At 62.0% G+C, this 23,286-nt stretch carries 34 protein-coding genes; 1 reads left to right on the top strand and 33 read right to left on the bottom strand.

Annotated elements, in window-relative coordinates; all coding sequences use genetic code 11:
- Nucleotides 1-476: 476 nt before the first annotated feature.
- Nucleotides 477-974 carry a single-stranded DNA-binding protein gene (ssb, locus tag VV867_RS29265; RefSeq protein ID WP_249917947.1) on the bottom strand — a complete coding sequence of 166 codons (498 nt, stop codon included), beginning with the start codon at nucleotides 972-974 and terminating at the stop codon, nucleotides 477-479.
- 18 nt (nucleotides 975-992) lie between these two features.
- Entirely contained in the window at nucleotides 993-2,381 is a 1,389-nt protein-coding gene (locus VV867_RS29260; protein WP_109934862.1) for an MFS transporter, read from the bottom strand.
- Between the two features lie 212 nt (nucleotides 2,382-2,593).
- Here VV867_RS29260 and uvrA point away from each other — a divergent pair, with 212 nt between their 5' ends.
- Nucleotides 2,594-5,449, top strand: a complete 2,856-nt coding sequence (uvrA, locus tag VV867_RS29255; RefSeq protein WP_328568282.1) for an excinuclease ABC subunit UvrA — start codon at nucleotides 2,594-2,596, stop codon at nucleotides 5,447-5,449.
- A 213-nt stretch (nucleotides 5,450-5,662) separates the two neighbouring features.
- Here uvrA and katG read toward each other — a convergent pair whose 3' ends face one another.
- The 31 genes from katG to VV867_RS29100 form a co-directional block, all read right to left on the bottom strand.
- The gene (gene katG, locus VV867_RS29250) at nucleotides 5,663-7,807 is read right to left on the bottom strand and encodes a catalase/peroxidase HPI (protein ID WP_275627799.1); all 2,145 of its coding nucleotides are present in this window, start codon (nucleotides 7,805-7,807) and stop codon (nucleotides 5,663-5,665) included.
- Nucleotides 7,808-8,066: 259 nt separating this feature from the next.
- A complete protein-coding gene (gene bfr / locus VV867_RS29245; RefSeq protein WP_275627800.1) occupies nucleotides 8,067-8,531 on the bottom strand; it encodes a bacterioferritin in 465 nt (154 codons plus the stop codon).
- 203 nt (nucleotides 8,532-8,734) lie between these two features.
- Nucleotides 8,735-9,124 carry a 50S ribosomal protein L17 gene (gene rplQ / locus VV867_RS29240; RefSeq protein ID WP_089393437.1) on the bottom strand — a complete coding sequence of 130 codons (390 nt, stop codon included), beginning with the start codon at nucleotides 9,122-9,124 and terminating at the stop codon, nucleotides 8,735-8,737.
- A 43-nt stretch (nucleotides 9,125-9,167) separates the two neighbouring features.
- Complete coding sequence (locus VV867_RS29235; protein ID WP_009617182.1) at nucleotides 9,168-10,169, bottom strand: DNA-directed RNA polymerase subunit alpha; 1,002 nt, start codon at nucleotides 10,167-10,169, stop codon at nucleotides 9,168-9,170.
- 22 nt (nucleotides 10,170-10,191) lie between these two features.
- Nucleotides 10,192-10,812 carry a 30S ribosomal protein S4 gene (gene rpsD / locus VV867_RS29230; protein WP_109935924.1) on the bottom strand — a complete coding sequence of 207 codons (621 nt, stop codon included), beginning with the start codon at nucleotides 10,810-10,812 and terminating at the stop codon, nucleotides 10,192-10,194.
- 16 nt (nucleotides 10,813-10,828) lie between these two features.
- On the bottom strand, nucleotides 10,829-11,218 hold the full coding sequence (gene rpsK, locus VV867_RS29225; RefSeq protein WP_003093689.1) for a 30S ribosomal protein S11: 390 nt from the start codon (nucleotides 11,216-11,218) through the stop codon (nucleotides 10,829-10,831).
- An 18-nt stretch (nucleotides 11,219-11,236) separates the two neighbouring features.
- On the bottom strand, nucleotides 11,237-11,593 hold the full coding sequence (gene rpsM / locus VV867_RS29220; RefSeq protein ID WP_074985975.1) for a 30S ribosomal protein S13: 357 nt from the start codon (nucleotides 11,591-11,593) through the stop codon (nucleotides 11,237-11,239).
- Nucleotides 11,594-11,723: 130 nt separating this feature from the next.
- A complete protein-coding gene (gene rpmJ, locus VV867_RS29215) occupies nucleotides 11,724-11,840 on the bottom strand; it encodes a 50S ribosomal protein L36 (protein WP_002555468.1) in 117 nt (38 codons plus the stop codon).
- Between the two features lie 29 nt (nucleotides 11,841-11,869).
- Nucleotides 11,870-13,204 carry a preprotein translocase subunit SecY gene (gene secY, locus VV867_RS29210; protein ID WP_009617177.1) on the bottom strand — a complete coding sequence of 445 codons (1,335 nt, stop codon included), beginning with the start codon at nucleotides 13,202-13,204 and terminating at the stop codon, nucleotides 11,870-11,872.
- The gene (gene rplO, locus VV867_RS29205) at nucleotides 13,205-13,639 is read right to left on the bottom strand and encodes a 50S ribosomal protein L15 (RefSeq protein WP_009617175.1); all 435 of its coding nucleotides are present in this window, start codon (nucleotides 13,637-13,639) and stop codon (nucleotides 13,205-13,207) included.
- Nucleotides 13,640-13,642: 3 nt separating this feature from the next.
- Nucleotides 13,643-13,819, bottom strand: coding sequence for a 50S ribosomal protein L30 (gene rpmD, locus VV867_RS29200; protein WP_009617174.1), 177 nt, complete (start codon nucleotides 13,817-13,819; stop codon nucleotides 13,643-13,645).
- A gap of 2 nt (nucleotides 13,820-13,821) precedes the next feature.
- Nucleotides 13,822-14,322 carry a 30S ribosomal protein S5 gene (gene rpsE, locus VV867_RS29195; RefSeq protein ID WP_009617173.1) on the bottom strand — a complete coding sequence of 167 codons (501 nt, stop codon included), beginning with the start codon at nucleotides 14,320-14,322 and terminating at the stop codon, nucleotides 13,822-13,824.
- 3 nt (nucleotides 14,323-14,325) lie between these two features.
- The gene (gene rplR, locus VV867_RS29190; protein ID WP_109935923.1) at nucleotides 14,326-14,676 is read right to left on the bottom strand and encodes a 50S ribosomal protein L18; all 351 of its coding nucleotides are present in this window, start codon (nucleotides 14,674-14,676) and stop codon (nucleotides 14,326-14,328) included.
- Nucleotides 14,677-14,686: 10 nt separating this feature from the next.
- A complete protein-coding gene (gene rplF, locus VV867_RS29185) occupies nucleotides 14,687-15,220 on the bottom strand; it encodes a 50S ribosomal protein L6 (RefSeq protein ID WP_109935922.1) in 534 nt (177 codons plus the stop codon).
- Between the two features lie 11 nt (nucleotides 15,221-15,231).
- Nucleotides 15,232-15,624 (bottom strand): 30S ribosomal protein S8, encoded by a 393-nt coding sequence (gene rpsH, locus VV867_RS29180; RefSeq protein ID WP_109935921.1) that lies wholly within the window; start codon nucleotides 15,622-15,624, stop codon nucleotides 15,232-15,234.
- 186 nt (nucleotides 15,625-15,810) lie between these two features.
- On the bottom strand, nucleotides 15,811-16,116 hold the full coding sequence (gene rpsN, locus VV867_RS29175; RefSeq protein WP_009617169.1) for a 30S ribosomal protein S14: 306 nt from the start codon (nucleotides 16,114-16,116) through the stop codon (nucleotides 15,811-15,813).
- Nucleotides 16,117-16,129: 13 nt separating this feature from the next.
- Nucleotides 16,130-16,669, bottom strand: a complete 540-nt coding sequence (gene rplE / locus VV867_RS29170) for a 50S ribosomal protein L5 (protein ID WP_089393439.1) — start codon at nucleotides 16,667-16,669, stop codon at nucleotides 16,130-16,132.
- A gap of 17 nt (nucleotides 16,670-16,686) precedes the next feature.
- Nucleotides 16,687-17,001 (bottom strand): 50S ribosomal protein L24, encoded by a 315-nt coding sequence (gene rplX, locus VV867_RS29165; protein WP_009617167.1) that lies wholly within the window; start codon nucleotides 16,999-17,001, stop codon nucleotides 16,687-16,689.
- Nucleotides 17,002-17,013: 12 nt separating this feature from the next.
- Nucleotides 17,014-17,382 (bottom strand): 50S ribosomal protein L14, encoded by a 369-nt coding sequence (gene rplN / locus VV867_RS29160; RefSeq protein ID WP_003093714.1) that lies wholly within the window; start codon nucleotides 17,380-17,382, stop codon nucleotides 17,014-17,016.
- A gap of 16 nt (nucleotides 17,383-17,398) precedes the next feature.
- Nucleotides 17,399-17,665, bottom strand: coding sequence for a 30S ribosomal protein S17 (gene rpsQ, locus VV867_RS29155; RefSeq protein WP_009617165.1), 267 nt, complete (start codon nucleotides 17,663-17,665; stop codon nucleotides 17,399-17,401).
- Between the two features lie 2 nt (nucleotides 17,666-17,667).
- The gene (gene rpmC / locus VV867_RS29150) at nucleotides 17,668-17,859 is read right to left on the bottom strand and encodes a 50S ribosomal protein L29 (RefSeq protein ID WP_009617164.1); all 192 of its coding nucleotides are present in this window, start codon (nucleotides 17,857-17,859) and stop codon (nucleotides 17,668-17,670) included.
- The gene (gene rplP / locus VV867_RS29145; RefSeq protein ID WP_009617163.1) at nucleotides 17,859-18,272 is read right to left on the bottom strand and encodes a 50S ribosomal protein L16; all 414 of its coding nucleotides are present in this window, start codon (nucleotides 18,270-18,272) and stop codon (nucleotides 17,859-17,861) included. Before rplP ends, rpmC begins: the two co-directional genes overlap by 1 nt.
- A gap of 11 nt (nucleotides 18,273-18,283) precedes the next feature.
- Nucleotides 18,284-18,970 carry a 30S ribosomal protein S3 gene (gene rpsC, locus VV867_RS29140; RefSeq protein ID WP_009617162.1) on the bottom strand — a complete coding sequence of 229 codons (687 nt, stop codon included), beginning with the start codon at nucleotides 18,968-18,970 and terminating at the stop codon, nucleotides 18,284-18,286.
- Nucleotides 18,971-18,983: 13 nt separating this feature from the next.
- The gene (rplV, locus tag VV867_RS29135) at nucleotides 18,984-19,316 is read right to left on the bottom strand and encodes a 50S ribosomal protein L22 (protein WP_003103908.1); all 333 of its coding nucleotides are present in this window, start codon (nucleotides 19,314-19,316) and stop codon (nucleotides 18,984-18,986) included.
- 12 nt (nucleotides 19,317-19,328) lie between these two features.
- Nucleotides 19,329-19,604 (bottom strand): 30S ribosomal protein S19, encoded by a 276-nt coding sequence (rpsS, locus tag VV867_RS29130; protein WP_003093734.1) that lies wholly within the window; start codon nucleotides 19,602-19,604, stop codon nucleotides 19,329-19,331.
- Nucleotides 19,605-19,620: 16 nt separating this feature from the next.
- Nucleotides 19,621-20,442 (bottom strand): 50S ribosomal protein L2, encoded by an 822-nt coding sequence (gene rplB, locus VV867_RS29125; protein WP_089393441.1) that lies wholly within the window; start codon nucleotides 20,440-20,442, stop codon nucleotides 19,621-19,623.
- An 11-nt stretch (nucleotides 20,443-20,453) separates the two neighbouring features.
- Complete coding sequence (gene rplW, locus VV867_RS29120; protein ID WP_009617150.1) at nucleotides 20,454-20,753, bottom strand: 50S ribosomal protein L23; 300 nt, start codon at nucleotides 20,751-20,753, stop codon at nucleotides 20,454-20,456.
- On the bottom strand, nucleotides 20,750-21,352 hold the full coding sequence (gene rplD / locus VV867_RS29115) for a 50S ribosomal protein L4 (RefSeq protein WP_009617148.1): 603 nt from the start codon (nucleotides 21,350-21,352) through the stop codon (nucleotides 20,750-20,752). Before rplD ends, rplW begins: the two co-directional genes overlap by 4 nt.
- Before the next feature lie 14 nt (nucleotides 21,353-21,366).
- Complete coding sequence (gene rplC, locus VV867_RS29110; RefSeq protein WP_089393442.1) at nucleotides 21,367-22,002, bottom strand: 50S ribosomal protein L3; 636 nt, start codon at nucleotides 22,000-22,002, stop codon at nucleotides 21,367-21,369.
- Between the two features lie 82 nt (nucleotides 22,003-22,084).
- On the bottom strand, nucleotides 22,085-22,396 hold the full coding sequence (gene rpsJ, locus VV867_RS29105; protein ID WP_003243886.1) for a 30S ribosomal protein S10: 312 nt from the start codon (nucleotides 22,394-22,396) through the stop codon (nucleotides 22,085-22,087).
- A gap of 158 nt (nucleotides 22,397-22,554) precedes the next feature.
- Nucleotides 22,555-23,286, bottom strand: a 732-nt coding sequence (locus tag VV867_RS29100) for an EF-Tu/IF-2/RF-3 family GTPase (protein ID WP_328568281.1), incomplete at its 5' end; no start/stop codon positions are given.

Below are 23,286 nucleotides of genomic sequence, written 5' to 3'. Positions count from 1 at the left end.
GTGCTTCCTGGAACCGTAGGAGCGGACTCTGTCCGCGATCATGGCGGATAACGCCGTAGGCGTTATGCGCCCTACGCCAAGCCCTCCCATACCGTAGGGCGCATAACCGTTCGCGGTTATCCGCCGTTGGCCGTGCCACCGGGATGTCCGGCGTGGCCGGTGAATCCAATCGCGGACAAGGTCCGCTCCTACAACCGTGCTTCCTGGAACCGTAGGAGCGGACTCTGTCCGCGATCATGGCGGATAACGCTGTAGGCGTTATCCGCCCTACGCCAAGCCCTCCCATGCCGTAGGGCGCATAACCGTTCGCGGTTATCCGCCGTTGGCCGTGCCACCGGGATGTCTGGCGTGGCCGGTGAATCCACAACGAAAGCACCTTGGGTCCAGGACATAGGAGCGGACGCTTTGCAGACAGGCATGAAAAAGCCCGGCATCCCCAAGGGGAATGCCGGGCTTTTTTCGGAGCTGTCCGACGCTTAGAACGGAATGTCGTCGTCGAAGCTGTCGTAGTCGGCGGCCGGTTGCGGAGCCGGGGCGGCCTGCTGTTGCGGGGCCGGGCGCGGGGCCTGTTGCGGGCGCTGCTGGGGTTCGCGCGGCGCGCGCGGGGCGTCGTCGCCGCCGGCGCCCGGACGGCCGCCGAGCAGTTGCATGTTGCCGTTGATGTCCACCACGATCTCGGTGGTGTACTTGTCCTGACCGTCCTGGCCCTGCCACTTGCGGGTACGCAGGCTGCCTTCGACGTAGATCTGCGAGCCCTTGCGCACGTACTCGGCGACGATCTCCGCCAGGCGGCCGAAGAACACCACGCGGTGCCATTCGGTACGTTCCTGCTGCTGGCCGGTCTGCTTGTCCTTCCAGCTCTCGCTGGTGGCCAGGGTGACGTTGGTCACCGCGTTGCCGTTGGGCAGGTAGCGGGTTTCCGGATCGCCACCGACGTTACCAACCAGAATGACTTTGTTAACCCCACGGGCCATGACGCTCTCCTAAAGGCTTCAGCACGTCGCCGGCTCGGCGCCTGCCAGGCGCTCGAGGGACGTGCGATCCACTTGTTGGGAATCTACTTTGACATAAGCGGCGGCCTCTTCGGCGACCACCATCACATCGCTCACACCGGGCAATGCCTTGAAACGCTCGGCCAACGAGGCATCGCGCAGCGCCTCGTCAGACAGGGGCAGGCGGATGCTCGTTACATACGGCGGTTCACGCATGGTAACAGCAATCGCCAGCCAGATGGCAGCCAGCGCCGCGCAGCCGATGAACACCCCGTCCAGCCCGCCGTGCTGGAACATCCAGCCGCCGAGGATGCCGCCCACCGCAGCGCCGAGGAACTGGCTGGTGGAGTACACGCCCATCGCTGTGCCCTTGCCGCCGGCCGGCGACACCTTGCTCACCAGCGACGGCAGTGAGGCTTCCAGCAGGTTGAAGGCGGTGAAGTAGACGATGATGCCGAACACCAGTTCCTTCAGGCTGTAGCCGAATTCCCAGAAGAACAGCTCGCACAGCAGCAGGGTGGCCACCGCGCCGGCCAGCACGCGCTTCATCTGGCGCTTCTTCTCGGCGTAGATGATGAACGGCACCATGCCGAAGAAGCCCACCAGCAGCGCGGTCAGGTAGACCCACCAGTGCTCTTCCTTGGGCAGCCCGGCGCGCTCCACCAGGGCCAGCGGCAGGGCCACGAAGCTGGCCATGAGGATGGCGTGCAGCACCAGGATGCCGGCGTCCAGGCGCAGCAGGTCGGCATTCTTCAGGGTCGGGATCAGCGCCTGGGCGGCCACGCTGGACTCGCGGTGCTGCAGGCGGTGGTCCGGGCTGGGGACGAAGAACAGGATGATCAGCAGGCCGACCAGCGCCATGCCGGCGGTGAACCAGAACAGCCCATGCAGGCCGAACAGGTGCGTCAGCACCGGGCCGGCGACCATGGCCACGGCGAAGGACACGCCGATGCTCATGCCGATGGTGGCCATGGCCTTGGTGCGGTGCTGCTCGCGGGTGAGGTCGGAGAGCATGGCCATGACCGCGGCGGAGATCGCCCCGGCGCCCTGGATCACCCGCCCGGCGATGACGCCCCAGATGCCGTCGGCGTTGGCCGCCACGGCCGCGCCGAGGGCGAACACCAGCAGGCCGACGACGATGATCGGCCGGCGGCCGATGCGGTCGGACAGGGTGCCCAGGGGTATCTGCAGGATGGCCTGGGTCAGGCCGTAGGCGCCGATGGCCAGGCCGATCAGCGCCGGGGTCGCGCCGGCCAGGTCCTGACCGTAGGTGGCGAGTACCGGCAGGACCATGAACATGCCGAGCATGCGGAACGCGAAGACCAGGGAAAGGCCGACGGCCGCGCGGGTTTCGGTGCCACTCATGCGCTCAGTGTGGGTGTCGTGCATAAGTCCCTCAGGGGAATGACTGGAGCGGGCTTGTGCTTCTTGCTCCCGCAATGGCGTGCCCATCCGTTCCCGGATGGCCGGCTGCCGCCGACGCCGAAAAATAGCCGGGCATTCTAGCAGCCCTGCCGCCCGGCGGCACAGACGCGCCACTTTGCCGCGTACTGCCGGGGAAACGTATACTCAGCGGTTTTCGCCCGCCATGCGAGGCCGCTGTGGACAAGATCCTCATCCGTGGGGCACGTACCCACAACCTGAAGAACATCGACCTGACCCTGCCCCGCGACAAGCTGATCGTGATCACCGGCCTGTCCGGCTCCGGCAAGTCCTCCCTGGCCTTCGACACCCTCTACGCCGAGGGCCAGCGCCGCTACGTGGAATCCCTGTCGGCCTATGCCCGGCAGTTCCTCTCGATGATGGAAAAACCCGACGTCGACACCATCGAGGGCCTGTCGCCGGCGATCTCCATCGAGCAGAAGTCCACTTCGCACAACCCGCGCTCCACCGTGGGCACCATCACCGAGATCTACGACTACCTGCGCCTGCTCTACGCCCGCGTCGGCATCCCGCGCTGCCCGGACCACGACATCCCGCTGGAGGCGCAGACCGTCAGCCAGATGGTCGACCAGGTGCTGGCGCTGCCCGAGGGCCGCCGGCTGATGCTGCTGGCCCCGGTGATCCGCGAACGCAAGGGCGAGCACCTGGCGGTGTTCGAGGAGATGCGCGCCCAGGGCTTCGTCCGCGCGCGGGTCGACGGCAAGCTCTACGAGCTGGACGAACTGCCCAAGCTGGACAAGAAGCAGAAGCACTCCATCGACGTGGTGGTGGACCGCTTCAAGGTCCGCGGCGACTTGCAGCAGCGCCTGGCGGAGTCCTTCGAGACGGCCATCAACCTGGCCGACGGCATCGCCCTGGTGGCGCCACTGCCCGACGAAGACGACAAAAAGCAGGGCGAAGAAGGCGAGGAGATGATCTTCTCCGCGCGCTTCGCCTGCCCGGTCTGCGGCCACTCCATCAGCGAGCTGGAGCCCAAGCTGTTCTCCTTCAACAACCCGGCCGGCGCCTGCCCCACCTGCGACGGCCTGGGCGTGAAGCAGTTCTTCGACGCGCGCCGGGTGGTCAACGGCGAGCTGACCCTGGCCGAGGGCGCCATCCGCGGCTGGGACAGGCGCAACGTCTACTACTTCCAGATGCTCGGCTCGCTGGCCGCGCACTTCGGCTTCAGCCTGGAGGAGCCCTTCCAGGAGCTCTCCGCCGAGCACCAGAAGTTCATCCTGAACGGTTCGGGCCGCGAGAACGTCGAGTTCCGCTACCTCAACGACCGCGGCGACATCGTCAAGCGCGCCCACCCCTTCGAAGGCATCCTGCCGAACCTGGAGCGCCGCTACCGCGAGACCGAGTCCATGACCGTGCGCGAGGAGCTGGCCAAGTTCCTCAGCACCCAGCCCTGCCCGGACTGCCACGGCACCCGCCTGCGCCGCGAGGCGCGCCACGTGTGGGTGGGCGACAGGACCCTGCCGGCGGTCACCGCGATGCCGGTGGGCGAGGCCAGCGAATACGCCGCCGGGCTGACCCTGACCGGCCGCCGCGGCGAGATCGCGGCGAAGATCCTCAAGGAGATCCGCGAGCGCCTGCAGTTCCTGGTCAACGTCGGCCTCGACTACCTGACCCTCGACCGCAGCGCCGACACCCTGTCCGGCGGCGAGGCCCAGCGCATCCGCCTGGCCAGCCAGATCGGCGCCGGCCTGGTGGGGGTGATGTACATCCTCGACGAGCCCTCCATCGGCCTGCACCAGCGCGACAACGAGCGCCTACTGGCCACCCTCACCCACCTGCGCAACCTGGGCAACACGGTGATAGTGGTGGAGCACGACGAGGACGCCATCCGCCTCGCCGACTATGTGGTGGACATCGGCCCCGGCGCCGGCGTGCACGGCGGGCAGATCGTCGCCGAGGGCACCCCCGAGCAGGTCATGAGCCACCCGGACTCGGTCACCGGCAAGTACCTCTCCGGCCGCCAGAAGATCGTGGTGCCGGCCACGCGCACGCCGCGCAACAAGAAGCAGTTGCTAAAGCTCAAGGGCGCGCGCGGCAACAACCTGCGCAACGTCAACCTGGAGCTGCCGGTCGGCCTGTTCACCTGCGTCACCGGCGTGTCCGGCTCGGGCAAGTCGACGCTGATCAACAACACCCTGTTCCCGATCACCGCCACCGCGCTGAACGGCGCCACCAGCCTGGAGGTCGCGCCCTACGATTCCTTCGACGGCCTGCAGCACCTGGACAAGGTGGTGGACATCGACCAGAGCCCGATCGGCCGCACCCCGCGCTCGAACCCGGCGACCTACACCGGCCTGTTCACCCCCATCCGCGAGCTGTTCGCCGGGGTGCCGGAAGCCCGCTCGCGCGGCTACGGCCCGGGGCGCTTCTCGTTCAACGTCAAGGGCGGCCGCTGCGAGGCCTGCCAGGGCGATGGCGTGATCAAGGTGGAGATGCACTTCCTGCCGGACATCTACGTACCCTGCGACGTCTGCAAGGGCAAGCGCTACAACCGCGAGACGCTGGAGATCCGCTACAAGGGCAAGAGCATCACCGAGGTGCTGGACATGACCATCGAGGACGCCCGGGCGTTCTTCGACGCCGTTCCGGCCATCGCCCGCAAGCTGCAGACGCTGATCGACGTGGGCCTGTCGTACATCAAGCTGGGGCAGAGCGCGACCACCCTGTCCGGCGGCGAGGCGCAGCGGGTGAAGCTGTCCCGCGAGCTGTCCAAGCGCGATACCGGCAAGACCCTGTACATCCTCGACGAGCCGACCACCGGCCTGCACTTCGCGGACATCCAGCAACTGCTCGACGTGCTGCACCGCCTGCGCGACCACGGCAACACCGTGGTGGTGATCGAGCACAACCTGGACGTGATCAAGACCGCCGACTGGCTGGTCGACCTCGGCCCCGAGGGCGGCTCCAAGGGTGGCCAGATCATCGCCAGCGGCACGCCGGAGCAGGTGGCGGAGATGGAGGCGTCGCACACCGGGCGCTTCCTCAAGCCACTGCTGGAACGCGACCGCGCCTGACAGGAAAAAGCCCCGCCGATCAGGCTGTGTGAAAAACCGAGCGGCTCTTCGAAGAGCGCGTTCCTACGTGAAATCTGAAGAGGCTTGGCTATTCAGCCAATCCAGAATCCACGTAGAAACGCGAAATCCAGGTTGTTTTTTAACCAGTGGGACCGATCCTGAGGTTTTCACACAGCCTGCGAAGCGGGGCTTTCTCTTTTCAGCCGACGAACATCAGGCCAGGTCGAAACGGTCCAGGTTCATCACCTTGGTCCAGGCGGCGACGAAGTCCCTGACGAATTTCTCCTTGGCATCGCTGCTGGCGTAGACCTCGGCCAGCGCACGCAGCACCGAGTGCGAACCGAAGATCAGGTCGGCACGGGTGGCGGTCCACTTCGGTTCACCGCCCTTGCGGGCGCGGCCTTCGAAGACTTCCGCCGAGCCGTCCACAGGCGCCCAGACGGTGCCCATGTCCAGCAGGTTGACGAAGAAGTCGTTGCTGAGCACGCCGGGCTTGTCGGTGAACACGCCGTGGGCGCTACCATCGTAGTTGGCACCCAGCATGCGCAGGCCGCCGACGAGCACAGTCAGCTCCGGAGCGGTCAGGGTCAGCAGCTGGGCCTTGTCGACCAGCAGTGCCTCGGTGGAGGTACCGGGATTGGCGCTCTTGTAGTTGCGGAAGCCATCTGCGATGGGCTCCAGCACCTCGAAGGATTCGACGTCGGTCTGGTCCTGGCGAGCGTCCACACGGCCCGGTGCGAAGGGCACGTCGACATTCACGCCAGCAGCCCTGGCGGCCTGCTCGACGCCCACGTTGCCGGCCAGCACGATCACGTCGGCCAGCGATGCCTTGCCGGTGCTCCTCTGGATCTCGTCGAGCTTGGCCAGCACCTTGGCCAGTTGCGGCGGGTTATTGACCTCCCAGTCCTTCTGCGGCGCCAGGCGAATGCGCGCGCCATTGGCACCACCGCGCTTGTCGCCACCGCGGAAGGTGGAGGCCGAGGCCCAGGCGGTGGACACCAGCTCGGCGGTCGACAGGCCGGACTCGGCGATCTTCGCCTTCAGTTCGGCGATGTCCGCGGCGCTCGGGTTGTGCGTGGCCGGCGGCAGCGGGTCTTGCCAGATCAGGTCTTCCTTCGGCACTTCCGGGCCGAGGTAGCGGGCCTTCGGCCCCATGTCGCGGTGGGTCAGCTTGAACCAGGCGCGGGCGAAGGCGTCGGCGAAGGCCTGCGGATCGTTGAGGAAGCGCCGCGAGATCTTTCCGAACTCGGGGTCGAAGCGCAGGGTCAGGTCGGTGGTGAGCATGGTCGGCTTGCGCTTCTTCGACGGGTCGAAGGGATCGGGGATGATCTCCGGCGCGTCCTTGGCGACCCACTGGATGGCCCCGGCGGGCGAGCGGGTCTGCTCCCATTCGTACTTGAACAGGTTCTCGAAGAAGAAGTTGCTCCACTGGGTGGGAGTCTGCGTCCACACCACCTCGATGCCGGAGGTGATGGCGTCGGCACCGCTGCCGGAGCCGTAGCTGCTGGCCCAGCCGATGCCCTGCTGCTCGATGGAGGCGGCTTCGGGTGCCGCGCCCACGTTATCGGCCGGGCCGGCGCCGTGGGTCTTGCCGAGGGTATGGCCACCGGCGATCAGGGCGACGATTTCCTCGTCGTTCATCGCCATGTTGCCGAAGGTCGCACGGATGGCCGGCGCGGCCGAGAGCGGGTCGCCGCTGGCGTTCGGGCCTTCCGGGTTCACGTAGATCAGGCCCATCTCGGTGGCGGCCAGGGGGTTCTTGGCCAGGGCCTCGGGGTCGCGGTGCACCAGCCAGGCTTTCTCGTCACCCCAGTTGACGTCGGTGTCCGGCTCCCAGACATCGTCACGGCCGGCACCGAAACCGAAGGTACGGAAACCCATGGTTTCCAGGGCCACGTTGCCGGCGAGCACCATCAGGTCGCCCCAGGAAATCTTCTGCCCATATTTCTGCTTGATCGGCCAGAGCAGGCGCCGCGCCTTGTCCAGGCTGACGTTGTCCGGCCAGGAGTTCAGCGGGGCGAAGCGTTGTTGCGCACGGCCGGCGCCGCCGCGGCCGTCGGCGATGCGGTAGGTCCCGGCGGCGTGCCAGGCCATGCGGATCATCAGGCCGCCGTAGTGGCCCCAGTCGGCCGGCCACCATTCCTGGGAGTCGGTCATCAGGTGTTTCAGGTCGGCCTTCAGGGCCGAGTAGTCGAGTTTCTTGAACTCGTCGCGATAGTTGAACTTCTCACCCAACGGGTTGGATCTTTCCGAATGCTGGTTCAGCACTTCCAGCTTCAGTTGATTCGGCCACCAGTCCTGGTTGGTGGTGCCGCCACCAGCAACATAATGGAACGGGCATTTCGCTTCATTCGACATTGCTTTCTCCTTTGTCCTCATCGGGTCGGTCTGATCGACAGCTTGCCGACGGTGGGTTAAGACTAGTACCGCTCCGCTGGAGGGACCAATTTATGAAAAGCAACGGCGCGATAGTTTTTATCTCTTACCAGAACCGCGCCTGATAGCGTCCCGAACAGCGGCAATACAGCACTGCAATCCTCCCGGCAGCGCGTAGTGGCAACAAAAAAGCCCCTGCGTCCGGCGGGCGCGAGGGGCTTCTTTCAGTGCGGGTGGAAGCTCATATCTGCGACTGCAGGTAGTTCTCCAGGCCTATCTTGGCGATCAGCCCGAGTTGCTGCTCCAGCCAGTAGGCATGGTCTTCCTCGGTGTCGGCCAGTTGGGTCTTGAGGATGTCGCGGCTGACGAAATCCTTGTGCTGCTCGCAAAGGGCGATGCCCTTGGCCAGGGCTGCGCGCACCTGGCGCTCCAGCTTGAGGTCGGCCTCGAGCATCTCCGGCACGGTACGGCCCGCGTGGATATCGTCGGGGCGCATGCGCGGCGTGCCCTCCAGCAGCAGGATGCGGCGGATCAGGGCATCGGCGTGCTGGGTTTCCTCTTCCATCTCGTGGTTGAGGCGCTCGTAGAGCTTGGCGAACCCCCAGTCCTCGTACATGCGCGAGTGGATGAAGTACTGGTCACGCGCGGCCAGCTCGCCAGTCAGCAGGGTATTGAGGTAGTCGATTACTTCAGCATGGCCTTGCATCAGTCAGCTCCATGAATCCGATGAGGAATTGAAGAGAATTGGCTCCTCGACGACCATGATCCGCGTCAAGTCGAGGATAGTCCCGACGGCGCGGCAGCGCCTCACCAGGCACGTGGACCATGGGGCCGAAGGGAACGAGATACATTTCCGGCGGGCAATAAAAAACCGGGCCTGGGCCCGGTTTTTCACGAGTGGCTTTCGCCTTACTCGGCAGCTTCAACCGCTTCGCCGCCTACAGCACGATCAACCAGCTCGACGTACGCCATGGGGGCGTTGTCGCCAGCGCGGAAACCGCACTTGAGGATGCGCAGGTAGCCGCCCGGACGGTTGGCGTAGCGCTTGCCCAGCTCGTTGAACAGCTTGCCTACGGCTTCTTTCGAACGAGTACGGTCGAAAGCCAGACGACGGTTGGCGACGCTGTCTTCCTTGGCCAGGGTGATCAGCGGCTCGGCAACGCGGCGCAGTTCCTTGGCTTTGGGCAGGGTGGTTTTGATCAGCTCGTGCTCGAACAGCGACACAGCCATGTTCTGGAACATGGCCTTGCGGTGCGAGCTGGTACGGCTCAGGTGACGACCACTTTTACGATGGCGCATGGTTCAATTCCTTTCCAAACTTTACGTTCGGTAGCTACGACGATCAGGCAGTAGCCTTGTCGTCTTTCTTAAGACTTGCCGGCGGCCAGTTGTCGAGGCGCATACCGAGGGACAGACCGCGAGAGGCCAGAACGTCCTTGATTTCGGTCAGGGACTTCTTGCCCAGGTTCGGAGTTTTCAGCAGCTCTACTTCGGTGCGCTGGATCAGGTCACCGATGTAGTAGATGTTCTCCGCCTTCAGGCAGTTGGCCGAACGAACGGTCAGCTCCAGGTCATCGACCGGACGCAGCAGGATCGGATCGATCTCGTCTTCCTGCTCTTCAACGACGGGCTCGCTGTCGCCCTTGAGGTCCACGAACGCTGCCAGCTGCTGTTGCAGGATGGTAGCGGCGCGACGGATAGCCTCTTCGGGGTCCAGGGTGCCGTTGGTTTCCAGATCGAGGACCAGCTTGTCCAGGTTGGTACGCTGTTCGACACGGGCGTTCTCGACCACGTAGGCAACACGACGTACGGGGCTGAACGAGGCGTCGAGCTGCAGACGGCCGATGCTGCGGCTTTCGTCTTCATCGCTCGAGCGGGCATCAGCCGGCTCGTAGCCACGGCCACGAGCGACTTTCAGCTTCATGTTCAGCGCGCCGTTATCGGCCAGGTGGGCGATAACATGGTCACCGTTGACGATCTCGACATCATGATCCAGCTGAATATCGGCAGCGGTCACCACACCCGAGCCCTTTTTCGCCAGGGTCAGCGTCACTTCGTCACGGCCGTGCAGCTTGATGGCCAGACCTTTCAGGTTGAGCAGGATCTCGATGACATCTTCCTGCACACCTTCGATCGCCGAGTACTCGTGGAGTACGCCGTCGATCTCGGCCTCGACCACTGCGCAGCCAGGCATGGAGGACAACAGGATGCGACGCAGCGCGTTGCCCAGGGTATGGCCGAAGCCACGCTCGAGAGGCTCGAGCGTGATCTTGGCGCGGGTTTGGCTGACCACCTGCACATCGATGTGGCGGGGGGTCAGGAACTCATTTACCGAACTCTGCATGGATGCACCTATTTTCTAGCCCTTACTTGGAGTAGAGCTCGACAATCAGGTTTTCGTTGATGTCGGCGGACAGATCGGCGCGAGCCGGAACACTCTTGAAGGTACCGGACTTCTTGTCGGCGTCCACTTCGACCCATTCAACGCGGCCGCGCTGGGCGCACAGGTCCAGGGCTTGGGCGATACGCAGCTGGTTCTTCGACTTCTCGCGAACAGCAACGACGTCACCGGCCTTGATCTGGTAGGACGGGATGTTGACGGTCTGACCGTTCACGCTGATGGTCTTGTGGGACACCAGCTGACGGGATTCCGAACGGGTGGAACCGAAGCCCATACGGTAGACGACGTTGTCCAGACGGCATTCCAGCAGTTGCAGCAGGTTCTCACCAGTGGAGCCCTTGCGGCGGGAAGCCTCTTGGTAGTAACCACGGAACTGACGCTCCAGAACACCATAGATGCGGCGAACTTTCTGCTTCTCACGCAGCTGCAGACCGTAGTCGGACAGACGGCCACGGCGAGCGCCGTGCTGGCCAGGAACCTGTTCGGCCTTGCACTTGGAGTCCAGAGCGCGAGCGCCGCTCTTCAGGAACAGGTCGGTGCCTTCACGGCGAGACAGTTTGCATTTGGGACCAATGTAACGAGCCATTTCTCACTGTCTCCTATTACACGCGACGCTTTTTCGGCGGGCGGCAGCCGTTGTGCGGGATCGGGGTTACGTCGGTAATGCTGGCGATCTTGTAACCGCAGGCATTCAGCGCACGAACAGCCGATTCGCGACCCGGGCCCGGGCCTTTGACGTTGACGTCAAGGTTCTTCAGACCGTATTCCAGAGCAGCCTGGCCGGCACGCTCGGCCGCTACCTGGGCAGCGAACGGGGTGCTCTTACGCGAGCCGCGGAAGCCCGAACCACCGGAAGTGGCCCAGGACAGGGCGTTGCCCTGACGGTCGGTGATGGTAACGATGGTGTTGTTGAAGGACGCGTGGATATGCGCGATCCCGTCAACCACCGTCTTTTTGACTTTCTTACGAGGACGAGCAGCAGGTTTTGCCATGACTATATTCCTAAGCGATTACTTGCGGATCGGCTTACGCGGGCCCTTGCGGGTGCGCGCGTTGGTCTTGGTACGCTGACCGCGAACCGGCAGACCGCGACGATGACGCAGACCGCGGTAGCAACCGAGGTCCATCAGACGCTTGATGTTCATGTTGATTTCGCGGCGCAGGTCACCTTCGGTGGTCAGCTTGGCCACCTCGTTGCGCAGCGAATCGATCTGCTCTTCGCTCAGTTCCTTGATCTTCACTACCGGGCTGATGCCGGTGGCAGCGCAGATGCTCTGTGCGGTGGTGCGACCGACACCATAGATGTAGGTCAGCGAGATAACAGTGTGCTTGTTATCCGGAATGTTTACGCCTGCAATACGGGCCATTCAGAAAAACTCCAATTGACAGCTACCCGGCGCCCAGGAAGCCAAGAAAGGGCGCGGATATTAGCGCTGTAATAACAAATAATCAACCCGGCAGCGCACTAGCTGCCGGGCTATAACGCGTGGTTCACACTCAGCCTTGGCGCTGCTTGTGACGCGGCTCCGCGCTGCAGATCACGCGAACGACGCCTTCGCGACGGATGATCTTGCAGTTGCGGCACAGCTTCTTAACCGATGCACGAACTTTCATCAGTGACTCCTACTAACCTTACGGGCCGGTCAGCGCAGCATGCTGCTGCCGCCATAACCCTTCAGGTTGGCTTTCTTCATGAGGGATTCGTACTGGTGAGAAACGAGGTGCGATTGTACTTGGGCCATAAAGTCCATCACAACCACGACCACGATCAGCAACGAGGTCCCGCCGAGGTAGAACGGAACGTGAGCAGCCACCACCAGGAACTGGGGCAACAGGCACACCGCCGTCATGTACAGGGCACCGAACATGGTCAAACGGGTCAGCACGCCATCGATGTAGCGAGCGGACTGTTCGCCCGGACGAATACCCGGAATAAATGCACCGGACTTCTTGAGGTTTTCCGCCACGTCCTTGGGATTGAACATCAGCGCTGTGTAGAAGAAGCAGAAGAAGATGATCCCTGCACTAAACAGCAGAATGTTCAGCGGCTGCCCCGGCGCGATCGCTTGCGCGACGTCCTGCAGCCAACCCAGGCCCTCCGACTGACCGAACCAGGCGCCCAGGGACGCCGGGAACAGCAGGATGCTGCTGGCGAAGATGGCCGGGATCACGCCCGCCATGTTCACTTTCAGCGGCAGATGGCTGGTTTGCGCGGCAAACACCTTGCGACCTTGCTGGCGCTTGGCGTAATGCACGGCGATGCGGCGCTGACCGCGCTCGATGAACACCACGAACGCGATGATCGCGACGGCCAGCAGGCCTACGGCGATCAGGGCGAAGATGTTGATGTCACCTTGGCGGGCGGACTCGAAGGACTGCCCGATAGCGCGCGGCAGGCCGGCGACGATCCCGGAGAAGATCAGCATGGAGATACCATTGCCGACGCCCCGCTCGGTGATCTGCTCGCCCAGCCACATCATGAACAGCGCACCCGCCACGAAGGTGGTGACTGCCACGAAGTAGAAGCCGAAGTCATTGGAGAAGGCCACGCCCTGGCTGCCCAGACCAACGGCCATGCCGATGGCCTGGACCAGTGCCAGGACGAGCGTTGCGTAGCGGGTGTACTGGCTGATCTTGCGACGCCCAGACTCACCCTCTTTCTTCAACTGCTCCAGCTGCGGGCTGATAGCGGTCATGAGCTGCATGATGATCGATGCCGAGATGTACGGCATGATCCCCAGTGCGAAGATGCTCATGCGCTCCAGCGCGCCGCCGGAAAACATGTTGAAGAGGCTAAGAATGGTCCCCTCGTTCTGCCGGAACAGTGCCGCCAAGCGATCGGGGTTGATGCCCGGAACCGGGATGTGCGCACCTATCCGATAGACGATGATCGCCAGGAACAGGAAACGCAGACGTGCCCAGAGCTCGGACAGACCGCCACCGTTGCTCAGCGCAGAGAGAGCACCTTGCTTAGCCATTTAGTCCTCGATTTTGCCGCCAGCTGCTTCGATAGCCGCACGAGCGCCCTTGGTGGCGCCGATGCCTTTCAGGGTGACCGCGCGGGCAACTTCACCGGACAGCACGACTTTGACGCGCTGTACGTTGCGGTTGATCACGTTGGCATCCTTCAGGGCCTGCACGGTGACGACTTCGCCTTCGACCTTGGCCAGCTCGGAGGTACGAACCTCAGCGCGATCCAGGGCTTTCAGGGACTTGAAGCCGAACTTCGGCAGACGGCGGTGCAGCGGCTGCTGGCCACCCTCGAAGCCCGGGGCGATGGTGCCGCCGGAGCGAGAGGTCTGACCTTTGTGACCACGGCCACCGGTCTTGCCCAGACCGCTACCGATGCCACGGCCCGGACGCAGCTTCTCGCGACGGGCACCCGGCGCGGAACGCAGATCGTTCAGTTGCATGGATTAACCCTCCACACGCAGCAGGTAGTAAGCCTTGTTGATCATGCCGCGGTTCTCAGGAGTGTCCTGAACTTCGACGGTATGATTGATGCGACGCAGGCCCAGGCCTTTGACGCAAGCCTTGTGATTGGCCAGACGGCCGTTCAGGCTTTTGATCAGGGTAACTTTGACAGTTGCCATGGTTAGAGAATCTCCTCGACGCTCTTGCCACGCTTGGCCGCTACCGACTCAGGGGACTGCATGTTCTTCAGGCCCTTGAAGGTGGCGTATACCACGTTGACCGGGTTGGTCGAACCGTAGCACTTGGCCAGAACGTTCTGCACACCGGCCACTTCCAGGACGGCACGCATGGCGCCGCCGGCGATGATGCCGGTACCTTCGGAAGCCGGCTGCATGTACACCTTGGAGGCGCCATGGGCGGACTTGGTCGGGTACTGCAGGGTGGTGCCGTTCAGATCCACCTGGATCATGTTGCGGCGAGCAGCTTCCATGGCCTTCTGGATGGCGGCCGGCACTTCACGCGCCTTGCCACGACCGAAGCCAACACGGCCTTTGCCATCGCCAACCACGGTCAGCGCGGTGAAGGCGAAGATACGGCCACCTTTTACGGTTTTGGCGACGCGGTTAACTTGAACCAGCTTCTCGATGTAGCCTTCGTCGCGCTTTTGATCGTTGTTTGCCATAACTTAGAACTCCAGACCGCCTTCGCGAGCGGCATCAGCCAGGGCCTTGATACGGCCGTGGTACTTGAAGCCAGAACGGTCGAACGCCACCTGAGTGACGCCGGCAGCCTTGGCGCGTTCGGCGACCAGTTGACCAACTTTCTTGGCTGCGTCGACGTTGCCGGTGGCACCTTCGCGCAGTTCCTTGTCCAGGGTCGAGGCGCTGGCCAGGACCTTGCCGCCGTCGGCCGCGATGACCTGGGCGTAAATGTGCTGGGAGGAGCGGTACACGCAAAGGCGTACGGTTTCCAGCTCGCGCATCTTCAGGCGTGCCTTGCGAGCGCGACGCAGACGGGTTTCTTTCTTGACGCTCATTTGCTATGCCCTACTTCTTCTTGGCTTCTTTACGAAGTACGACTTCGTCGGAATACCGCACACCCTTGCCTTTGTAAGGCTCCGGCGGACGGAAGTCGCGAATTTCCGCGGCGACCTGACCGACCAGCTGCTTGTCGATGCCCTTGATCAGGATATCGGTCTGGCTGGGGGTTTCAGCGATGATGCCGGCGGGCAGTTCGTAATCAACCGGGTGGGAGAAGCCGAGAGCCAGGGACAGCACTTGGCCTTTGGCCTGCGCTTTGTAACCAACGCCGACCAGCTGGAGCTTGCGCTCGAAGCCCTGGCTGACGCCGATCACCATGTTGTTGACCAGGGCGCGGGTGGTACCGGCCATGGCGCGGGTCTGCTGGTCGCCGTTACGGGCGGCGAAACGCAACTCACCGTTGTCCTGGATGACTTCTACGGACGGATGGACCTTCAGCTCGAGGGAGCCTTTGGAGCCCTTGACCGAGAGTTCCTGGCCAGCCAGCTTGATTTCGACACCGGCGGGCAGCTTGACGGGGTTCTTAGCAACGCGAGACATGCTGATTCCCCTTAGAACACAGTGCAGAGCACTTCGCCACCGACGCCTGCGGCACGGGCGGCACGGTCAGTCATCACACCCTTGTTGGTGGAGACGATCGATACACCCAGACCGCCGCGAACTTTCGGCAGCTGATCTACGGACTTGTACTGGCGGAGGCCAGGACGGCTGATGCGCTTCACTTCTTCGATGACAGGCTTGCCTTCGAAGTACTTCAGCTCGATGGAAAGCTGAGGCTTGGCCTCGGCGCTGACTTGGAAGTCCGCAATGTAACCTTCGTCCTTGAGGACTTTGGCTACAGCCGCCTTCAGCTTGGAAGACGGCATGCTCACGACGGTCTTTTCAGCCATCTGGGCATTACGGATGCGAGTTAGCATGTCTGCTAACGGGTCCTGCATACTCATGGGCTTAATGCTCCTGATACAAAAGATAAGCCTTAACGAAACTCACCCACAAAAGACCAGGCGAGATAAACCCCTGGCTCGGGGGAGCCGGGTATTCTAGAGATCGCTCAAAAACGAATCAAGCCCCACGAGGGGGCTTGATTCGTTAAGCGATCAACGGAGCCGTTGCCGGCTCCGCTTGCCGACTTACCAGCTGGCTTTCACCAGGCCCGGTACGTCGCCGCGCATGGCGGCTTCACGCAGCTTGTTACGGCTCAGGCCGAACTTGCGGTAGAAGCCGTGCGGACGACCGGTCAGGCGGCAACGGTTACGCAGGCGGCTGGCGCTCGCGTCACGCGGTTGCTTCTGCAGGGCGACCTGCGCATTCCAACGCTCTTCCTGGGAGGAGTTCGGATTAGCGATGATCGCTTTCAGCTCGGCACGCTTCTGGGCGTACTTGGCTACCGTGCGCTGACGCTTCAGCTCACGGTTTTTCATGCTCTCTTTGGCCATGGTCCTACTCCAATCAGTTGCGGAACGGGAAGTTGAAGGCGCGCAGCAGAGCGCGACCTTCATCATCCGTACGGGCGGTGGTGGTCAGAGTGATGTCCATGCCGCGCAGAGCATCGATCTTGTCGTAATCGATTTCCGGGAAGATGATCTGCTCTTTCACGCCCATGCTGTAGTTGCCGCGGCCATCGAAGGACTTGGCATTCAGGCCGCGGAAGTCACGCACGCGCGGCAGCGAGATGGCGAGCAGGCGGTCCAGGAATTCGTACATGCGGTCGCCACGCAGGGTGACCTTCACGCCGATCGGCCAGCCTTCACGGATCTTGAAGCCGGCGATGGACTTACGAGCGTAAGTCACGACCGGCTTTTGGCCTGCGATCTTTTCCAGATCGGCCACGGCGCTCTCGATGACTTTCTTGTCACCGACAGCTTCGCCAAGACCCATGTTCAGGGTGATTTTGGTAACGCGCGGAACTTCCATCACGTTCGCCAGCTGAAGCTCTTGCTTCAGCTTGGGCGCGATTTCCTTCCGGTACAGTTCTTTCAATCGTGCCATGGTATCTACCTACTCCCTCAAGCCTGGACCGGTTTCTGGGTCGACTTGAAGACACGAACCTTCTTACCGTCTTCTACCTTGAAGCCAACGCGGTCAGCCTTGCTGGTTTCCGGGTTGAAGATGGCGACGTTGGAGACGTGCAGAGGCGCCTCCTTCTCGACGATCCCGCCTTGCTGGTTGAGCATGGGGTTGGGCTTGGTGTGGCGCTTGATCAGGTTCACGCCGCCAACGACCAGACGGTCGTCAGCGAGAACTTTCAGCACCTTGCCACGCTTGCCCTTGTCCTTGCCGGCAATGACGATGACTTCGTCGTCACGACGAATTTTTTGCATGACGGCTACTCCTTACAGCACTTCAGGGGCGAGCGAGACGATCTTCATGAACTTCTCGGTACGAAGTTCACGAGTCACGGGCCCGAAGATACGGGTGCCGATCGGCTCCTGCTTGTTGTTCAGCAGGACGGCGGCGTTACCGTCGAAGCGGATGATGGAGCCGTCGGTGCGACGAACGCCGTGCTTGGTGCGAACGACCACGGCAGTCATGACCTGGCCTTTCTTCACCTTGCCGCGCGGAATCGCTTCCTTGACGGTGACTTTGATGATGTCGCCAATGCCGGCGTAGCGACGGTGGGAACCGCCGAGCACCTTGATGCACATTACGCGACGCGCGCCGCTGTTGTCAGCGACATCGAGCATGGATTGAGTCTGAATCATTATCTATCTCCGACCCTTAGACTTCCACCGCGCGCTCGACGATATCAACCAGGGTCCAGGCCTTGGTCTTGGCCAGCGGACGGGTTTCGCGAATGGTGACCAGGTCACCAATGCGGCACTGATTGGTTTCGTCGTGGGCGTGCAGCTTGGTCGAACGCTTCACGTATTTGCCGTAGATCGGGTGCTTGACGCGACGCTCGATCAGAACGGTGACGGTCTTGTCCATCTTGTCGCTGACGACGCGGCCGGTCAGCGTACGGACGGTTTTCTGAGCTTCAGCCATGTTCACTTACCTGCTTGCTGATTGAGCACAGTTTTGACGCGAGCGATGTCGCGCTTCACCTGCGAGAGCAGGTGGGACTGCGCCAACTGGCCAGTTGCCTTCTGCATGCGCAGATTGAACTGGTCGCGCAGCAGGCCGAGCAGTTGCTCGTTCAGCTGCTCCACGGATTTCTCACGAAGTTCATTCGCTTTCATCACATCACCGTCCGCTTAACAAAGGAGGTGGCGAGCGGCAGCTTTGCAGCAGCCAGGGCGAATGCCTCACGCGCCAGCTCTTCGGATACACCCTCGATCTCGTACAGGACCTTGCCCGGTTGAATCTGGGCTACCCAGTACTCGACGCCGCCCTTACCTTTACCCATACGTACTTCCAGGGGCTTCTTGGTAACCGGCTTGTCGGGGAATACGCGGATCCAGATCTTGCCGCCACGTTTTACGTGACGGGTCAGCGCACGACGTGCGGACTCGATCTGACGCGCGGTGAGACGGCCACGGCTGGTCGCCTTGAGAGCGAACTCGCCGAAGCTGACTTTGCTACCGCGATGAGCCAGGCCACGGTTGTGACCGGTCATTTGCTTGCGGAACTTCGTACGCTTAGGTTGCAGCATTTGCGTACTCCTTACTTAGCAGCTTTTTTACGAGGAGCGGGCGCTACCGGCTTGAGCTCTTCCTGGCGGCCACCAATGACCTCACCCTTGAAGATCCAAACCTTGACACCGATCACACCGTAGGTGGTGTGCGCTTCGTAGGTTGCATAGTCGATATCGGCGCGCAGGGTGTGCAGGGGCACACGACCTTCGCGATACCATTCGGTACGAGCAATTTCAGCGCCGCCCAAACGACCGCTCACCTGGATCTTGATGCCCTTGGCACCAATACGCATGGCGTTCTGTACGGCGCGCTTCATGGCGCGACGGAACATGACGCGGCGTTCCAGCTGCTGAGCTACGCTCTGCGCAACCAGCATGCTATCGAGTTCCGGCTTGCGGATTTCCTCGATGTTGATGTGCACGGGCACACCCATTTGCTTGGTCAGGTCCTGACGCAGCTTCTCGACATCCTCACCTTTCTTGCCGATCACGATACCGGGACGGGCGGTGTGGATGGTGATGCGTGCGGTTTGAGCCGGGCGATGGATATCGATACGGCTTACGGACGCGCTTTTTAGTTTGTCTTGGAGGTACTCACGAACCTTCAGGTCGGCGAACAGATAATCGGCGTAAGTGCGCTTATCTGCGTACCAAACGGAGGTGTGCTCCTTGACGATACCCAGGCGGATGCCATTGGGATGTACTTTCTGACCCATCTGATCGACTCCGTTACTTGTCCGCAACCTTGACAGTGATATGGCAAGACCGCTTGACGATGCGATCAGCACGGCCTTTGGCGCGCGGCATGATGCGCTTGAGCGAACGACCTTCGTTGACGAAGACGGTGGAGACCTTCAGGTCGTCCACATCAGCGCCTTCGTTGTGCTCAGCGTTGGCAACAGCCGACTCCAGCACTTTCTTCATGATCTCGGCGGCTTTCTTACTGCTGAAAGCCAGGAGGTTGAGCGCTTCGCCCACCTTCTTCCCGCGGATCTGGTCGGCGACCAAGCGGGCTTTCTGGGCGGAGATACGAGCGCCCGACAGCTTAGCGGCTACTTCCATCTTCCTTACCCCTTAACGCTTGGCTTTCTTGTCCGCAGCATGCCCACGATAAGTGCGGGTAGCAGCGAACTCGCCGAGTTTGTGACCGACCATGTCTTCGTTGACCAGGACCGGCACGTGTTGACGGCCGTTGTGGACAGCGATGGTCAGACCAACCATATGCGGCAGAATCATCGAACGACGCGACCAGGTCTTGATCGGCTTACGGTCGTTCTTTTCCACCGCCACTTCGACCTTCTTCAGCAGGTGAAGATCGATAAAAGGACCTTTTTTCAGAGAACGCGGCACTGTCGTATCCCTCTATTTACTTGCGGCGACGGACGATCATGTTATCGGTACGCTTGTTCGCGCGAGTCTTCTTACCCTTGGTCTGAAGACCCCACGGCGATACCGGATGACGACCAGCAGAGGTACGACCTTCACCACCACCATGCGGGTGGTCGACCGGGTTCATGGCGACACCACGAACGGTCGGGCGAATGCCGCGCCAGCGCTTGGCACCGGCCTTGCCCAGCGAACGCAGGCTGTGCTCGGAGTTCGAGACTTCACCCAGGGTCGCACGGCAGTCAGCCAGGACTTTGCGCATTTCACCGGAACGCAGACGCACGGTTACGTAAGCGCCTTCACGGGCTACCAGCTGGGCCGAGGCGCCAGCGGAGCGAACCAGCTGGGCGCCTTTGCCCGGCTTCAGCTCGATACCGTGGATGGTGCTACCAACCGGGATGTTGCGCAGCGGCATGTTGTTGCCAGCCCTGATCGGAGCGCCGATACCGGAGATCAGTTGATCGCCAGCCACCACGCCTTTGGGGGCGATGATGTAACGACGCTCGCCGTCCGCGTATTTCAGCAGAGCGATGTGAGCGGTACGGTTCGGATCGTATTCCACGCGCTCGACGATGGCAGGGATGCCATCCTTGTTGCGGCGGAAGTCGACCAGACGGTAGTGCTGCTTGTGACCACCGCCGATGTGGCGGGTGGTGATACGACCGTTGTTGTTACGGCCGCCCGACTTGGACTTCTTCTCGACCAGGCCAGCGAACGGAGCACCCTTGTGCAGGTTCTGGTTCACGACCTTGACGACGAAGCGACGACCAGCGGAAGTCGGTTTGCATTTAACGATTGCCATGATGCACCCCTTTACTCAGCGCCAGCTGCGAAATCGAGATCTTGGCCGGGCTGAAGGGCGATGTACGCCTTCTTCCAGTCGTTACGCTTGCCCAGGCCGCGAACGGTACGCTTGGTCTTGCCCTGAACGTTCAGGGTGGTGACGCGACGTACTTTCACGCCGAACAGGCTTTCGACGGCCTTCTTGATTTCCAGCTTGGTTGCATCAGTGGCAACCTTGAAAACGAATTGGCTCTTGCCGTCCGCAAGCCCGGTGGCTTTCTCGGAAACATGCGGGCCCAGCAGCACTTTGAATACGCGTTCCTGGTTCATGCCAGCAGCTCCTCGAACTTCTTCACGGCGGACACGGTGACGAGCACCTTGTCGTAGGCGATCAGGCTGACCGGGTCGGAACCCTGGACGTCGCGTACATCGACGTGCGCCAGGTTGCGCGCAGCCAGGTACAGGTTTTCATCAACGCCATCGGTGACGATCAGCACGTCTTTCAGGCCCAGGCCGTCCAGCTTGCTGACCAGACCCTTGGTTTTCGGTGCATCGACGGCGAAGTCGGCAACGACAACCAGGCGGTCCAGACGGACCAGCTCGGAGAGGATGGAGCGCAGGGCTGCGCGGTACATCTTCTTGTTGAGCTTCTGGGAGTGATCCTGCGGTTTGGCGGCGAAAGTGGTGCCGCCCCCACGCCAGATGGGGCTGCGGATGGTGCCAGCGCGAGCACGACCGGTGCCCTTCTGACGCCACGGCTTCTTGCCGCCACCAGAAACTTCGGAACGAGTCTTCTGAGCACGGGTGCCCTGACGACCGCCAGCCATGTAGGCGACGACAGCCTGGTGAACCAGAGTCTCGTTGAATTCGCTGCCAAAGGTACGCTCGGAGACTTCGATAGCCTGAGCGCCGTTCACATTAAGTTGCATCTCAGCTTCCCCTCTTAACCGCGAGCCTTGGCTGCCGGACGCACGAACACGTCACCACCGGTAGCGCCGGGAACGGCACCCTTGACCAGCAGCAGATTACGTTCGGCATCGACACGCACGACCTCAAGGGATTGAACGGTTACGCGCTCAGCACCCATGTGACCGGACATTTTCTTGCCCTTGAACACTCGACCAGGAGTCTGGCACTGGCCGATCGAACCCGGGACGCGGTGGGAAACGGAGTTACCGTGGGTATTGTCCTGACCACGGAAGTTCCAGCGCTTGATGGTACCGGCGTAGCCTTTACCCTTGGACTCGCCGGTAACGTCTACCAGCTGGCCCGCCTGGAACAGATCGACGGAGATGGAATCGCCTGCCTTGAACTCCTCTTCGCCCAGACGGAATTCCCACACGCCGCGACCGGCGGCGACATTCGCCTTGGCAAAGTGACCGGCCTGGGCCTTGGTCACGCGAGAAGCACGACGCTCGCCGGCAGTCACCTGCACAGCGCGATAGCCATCGGTCTCTTCGTTCTTGAACTGGGTGACGCGATTCGGCTCGACCTCAATGACCGTGACCGGAATGGAGACACCATCTTCGGTGAAAATGCGGGTCATGCCGCACTTACGACCGACAACACCAATTGTCATCTTAAGAACCTCTTTAGTGTACGGGGCTTTCACCCGCTATGGCCGCCCATTTCAGAGCGTTACACGACCAATGCCGAAGGCATTAGCCGAGGCTGATCTGTACTTCGACGCCAGCAGCAAGGTCGAGCTTCATCAGCGCGTCGACGGTCTTGTCGGTCGGCTGAACGATGTCGAGCACACGCTTGTGGGTACGAATTTCGTACTGGTCACGAGCGTCCTTGTTGACGTGCGGGGAAATCAGCACGGTGTAACGTTCCTTGCGGGTCGGCAGAGGAATCGGACCACGCACCTGAGCGCCAGTACGTTTCGCGGTTTCCACGATTTCCTGGGTAGATTGGTCGATCAGGCGATGGTCAAAAGCCTTCAACCGAATACGGATTTGTTGATTTTGCATTTGACCTCAGACTCCAAGTTGCCATTCCCAACGGGCGGACTCCGCCCGTTAAAAGGAGGCGCAATTGTACGGATGCCCCTGGAGGGTGTCAATATTTAACCAATCCAACGAAAAAGGGGCCCCGAAGGGCCCCTTTTCCTCATGCGCTAGATCAAGGATTACTCGATGATCTTGGCAACCACGCCGGCACCAACGGTACGGCCGCCTTCGCGGATCGCGAAGCGCAGGCCGTCTTCCATGGCGATCGGGGCGATCAGGGTGACGGTCATCTTGACGTTGTCACCCGGCATTACCATCTCGACGCCTTCCGGCAGCTCGCAGTTGCCGGTCACGTCGGTGGTACGGAAGTAGAACTGCGGACGGTAGCCCTTGAAGAACGGGGTGTGACGACCGCCTTCTTCCTTGGACAGCACGTACACTTCGCACTCGAACTTGGTGTGCGGCTTGATGGTGCCCGGCTTGGCCAGAACCTGACCACGCTCCACGTCTTCACGCTTGGTGCCGCGCAGCAGGACGCCGACGTTCTCGCCAGCACGACCTTCGTCGAGCAGCTTGCGGAACATTTCCACGCCGGTGCAGGTGGTCTTGGTGGTCGGACGGATGCCGACGATTTCCACTTCTTCCTGGACCTTGACGATGCCGCGCTCGACACGACCGGTCACCACGGTGCCACGGCCGGAGATCGAGAACACGTCTTCGATCGGCATCAGGAAGGGCTGGTCGATGGCACGAACCGGCTCGGGGATGTAGGAGTCCAGGGTTTCTACCAGCTTGCGCACGGCGGAAACGCCCATCTCGTTGTCGTCCTGACCGTTCAGGGCCATCAGCGCGGAGCCAACGACGATCGGGGTGTCATCGCCCGGGAAGTCGTAGGTGTTCAGCAGGTCGCG

The organism is Pseudomonas sp. JH-2 (assembly GCF_036231725.1).
GTDB classification, from domain to species: Bacteria; Pseudomonadota; Gammaproteobacteria; order Pseudomonadales; family Pseudomonadaceae; genus Pseudomonas; species Pseudomonas delhiensis.
This window is presented reverse-complemented; position numbering and strand designations above follow the sequence as displayed.

Coding starts and splice junctions, on each gene's coding strand:
- ssb (WP_249917947.1), bottom strand. CDS start 974: ATGGCCCGTGGGGTTAACAAAGTCATTCTGGTTGGTAACGTCGGTGGC.
- VV867_RS29260 (WP_109934862.1), bottom strand. CDS start 2,381: ATGCACGACACCCACACTGAGCGCATGAGTGGCACCGAAACCCGCGCG.
- katG (WP_275627799.1), bottom strand. CDS start 7,807: ATGTCGAATGAAGCGAAATGCCCGTTCCATTATGTTGCTGGTGGCGGC.
- bfr (WP_275627800.1), bottom strand. CDS start 8,531: ATGCAAGGCCATGCTGAAGTAATCGACTACCTCAATACCCTGCTGACT.
- rplQ (WP_089393437.1), bottom strand. CDS start 9,124: ATGCGCCATCGTAAAAGTGGTCGTCACCTGAGCCGTACCAGCTCGCAC.
- VV867_RS29235 (WP_009617182.1), bottom strand. CDS start 10,169: ATGCAGAGTTCGGTAAATGAGTTCCTGACCCCCCGCCACATCGATGTG.
- rpsD (WP_109935924.1), bottom strand. CDS start 10,812: ATGGCTCGTTACATTGGTCCCAAATGCAAACTGTCTCGCCGTGAAGGC.
- rpsK (WP_003093689.1), bottom strand. CDS start 11,218: ATGGCAAAACCTGCTGCTCGTCCTCGTAAGAAAGTCAAAAAGACGGTG.
- rpsM (WP_074985975.1), bottom strand. CDS start 11,593: ATGGCCCGTATTGCAGGCGTAAACATTCCGGATAACAAGCACACTGTT.
- rpmJ (WP_002555468.1), bottom strand. CDS start 11,840: ATGAAAGTTCGTGCATCGGTTAAGAAGCTGTGCCGCAACTGCAAGATC.
- secY (WP_009617177.1), bottom strand. CDS start 13,204: ATGGCTAAGCAAGGTGCTCTCTCTGCGCTGAGCAACGGTGGCGGTCTG.
- rplO (WP_009617175.1), bottom strand. CDS start 13,639: ATGCAACTGAACGATCTGCGTTCCGCGCCGGGTGCCCGTCGCGAGAAG.
- rpmD (WP_009617174.1), bottom strand. CDS start 13,819: ATGGCAACTGTCAAAGTTACCCTGATCAAAAGCCTGAACGGCCGTCTG.
- rpsE (WP_009617173.1), bottom strand. CDS start 14,322: ATGGCAAACAACGATCAAAAGCGCGACGAAGGCTACATCGAGAAGCTG.
- rplR (WP_109935923.1), bottom strand. CDS start 14,676: ATGAGCGTCAAGAAAGAAACCCGTCTGCGTCGCGCTCGCAAGGCACGC.
- rplF (WP_109935922.1), bottom strand. CDS start 15,220: ATGTCTCGCGTTGCTAAGAACCCCGTCAAGCTGCCCGCCGGTGTCGAA.
- rpsH (WP_109935921.1), bottom strand. CDS start 15,624: ATGAGTATGCAGGACCCGTTAGCAGACATGCTAACTCGCATCCGTAAT.
- rpsN (WP_009617169.1), bottom strand. CDS start 16,116: ATGGCCAAAGAGAGCATGAAAAACCGTGAGCTGAAGCGTCAGCGCACG.
- rplE (WP_089393439.1), bottom strand. CDS start 16,669: ATGGCACGATTGAAAGAACTGTACCGGAAGGAAATCGCGCCCAAGCTG.
- rplX (WP_009617167.1), bottom strand. CDS start 17,001: ATGCAAAAAATTCGTCGTGACGACGAAGTCATCGTCATTGCCGGCAAG.
- rplN (WP_003093714.1), bottom strand. CDS start 17,382: ATGATTCAGACTCAATCCATGCTCGATGTCGCTGACAACAGCGGCGCG.
- rpsQ (WP_009617165.1), bottom strand. CDS start 17,665: ATGGCTGAAGCTCAGAAAACCGTCCGTACGCTGACCGGCCGCGTCGTC.
- rpmC (WP_009617164.1), bottom strand. CDS start 17,859: ATGAAAGCGAATGAACTTCGTGAGAAATCCGTGGAGCAGCTGAACGAG.
- rplP (WP_009617163.1), bottom strand. CDS start 18,272: ATGCTGCAACCTAAGCGTACGAAGTTCCGCAAGCAAATGACCGGTCAC.
- rpsC (WP_009617162.1), bottom strand. CDS start 18,970: ATGGGTCAGAAAGTACATCCCAATGGCATCCGCCTGGGTATCGTCAAG.
- rplV (WP_003103908.1), bottom strand. CDS start 19,316: ATGGAAGTAGCCGCTAAGCTGTCGGGCGCTCGTATCTCCGCCCAGAAA.
- rplB (WP_089393441.1), bottom strand. CDS start 20,442: ATGGCAATCGTTAAATGCAAACCGACTTCCGCTGGTCGTCGCTTCGTC.
- rplW (WP_009617150.1), bottom strand. CDS start 20,753: ATGAACCAGGAACGCGTATTCAAAGTGCTGCTGGGCCCGCATGTTTCC.
- rplD (WP_009617148.1), bottom strand. CDS start 21,352: ATGCAACTTAATGTGAACGGCGCTCAGGCTATCGAAGTCTCCGAGCGT.
- rplC (WP_089393442.1), bottom strand. CDS start 22,002: ATGACAATTGGTGTTGTCGGTCGTAAGTGCGGCATGACCCGCATTTTC.
- rpsJ (WP_003243886.1), bottom strand. CDS start 22,396: ATGCAAAATCAACAAATCCGTATTCGGTTGAAGGCTTTTGACCATCGC.